Raw genomic sequence first — 527 nt, 5'->3', positions numbered from 1 at the left:
TTCGCGAACGTCTACCGCGACTACGCCCTCGAGCACCCGGGGCGCTTCGCCGCAGCCCAGTTCCGGCTCGACCCGCAGACGGCGGCCGCCAGCGCCGGCGTCCGCCACGCCCGGATGACGCGCGCGATCCTGCGCGGATACAACCTGGCCGAACCGCACCAGACGCACGCGGTGCGGCTGCTGCCTTCCGCACCCGGGCCACCGCCGTCGAGCTGGACGTCGTGGCCACCAAACGGGTCTACGTCGGAGCGCCGCCACGCCCCGACGGGGTGTACGAGCTCCTCGTCGACGGGCGGCTCGCGGGCCGGGCCAGCGCGACCGAGGGCGACACACTCACCATCGACCTCACCTCCGGGACCGCACAAACCCGTCCCGGGCCGGTGGAGACCCTGCGCTTCACCGACCTGCCGGACAAGGAGAAGCACGTCGAGATCTGGCTGCCGCACGACGAGACCACCCAGCTGGCCGCCCTGCGCACCAACGCCCCCGTCCACACACCCCCGCCCAACGGCCACAAGGTCTGGCTG

General features: G+C 73.1%; 2 pseudogenes. Both read left to right on the top strand.

The window, feature by feature from the left end:
• Positions 1-189: pseudogene (locus IEZ15_RS44285) on the top strand (TetR-like C-terminal domain-containing protein); the annotation flags it as partial.
• A pseudogene (locus IEZ15_RS44280) lies at positions 171-527 on the top strand (lipase); the annotation flags it as partial. The pseudogenes IEZ15_RS44285 and IEZ15_RS44280, both read left to right, overlap by 19 nt.

This window comes from Streptomyces atratus, from assembly GCF_014648655.1.
Classification (GTDB): Bacteria; Actinomycetota; Actinomycetes; order Streptomycetales; family Streptomycetaceae; genus Streptomyces; species Streptomyces atratus.
This window is presented reverse-complemented; position numbering and strand designations above follow the sequence as displayed.